This is a genomic window from Pseudomonas sp. Colony2, from assembly GCF_019382755.1.
Taxonomy (GTDB): Bacteria; Pseudomonadota; Gammaproteobacteria; order Pseudomonadales; family Pseudomonadaceae; genus Aquipseudomonas.
Map to the genome: position 1 here is coordinate 4,964,814 of NZ_CP080030.1, position 361 is coordinate 4,965,174.

The window sequence follows — 361 nt, forward strand, 5'->3', positions numbered from 1 at the left end:
TGGACCGTGCCCGCTTTAGATTTTGATTTTGCTCTTCAACACTCAAGCCGGCCGGGAGGCCGCTGTGCTCTTGATCTGCTTTTGATCTTGATCTTAGGCGCCCCGTTAAACCACGCTGGCCGAACGCAGGCTTTGGAGCGTGGGTAACCCGGCAGGACGCCGGGTTAGCCGCGCTGGGCCAAGGATGGCCCATCGCGGCGGCCCACGGTCCAAAGCCGGAGTGAGGGCACTCCGAGCCTAGGCGAGGAGCCGAGTGGTGGGGCAAGAGCGTTTTGCTTACTTTTGCGCTTTTCAAAAGTGAGCCGCTGTAAGAGCGGAACCATAAGCGGCCATCACCCAAATAACGGATATGTACCCAGCC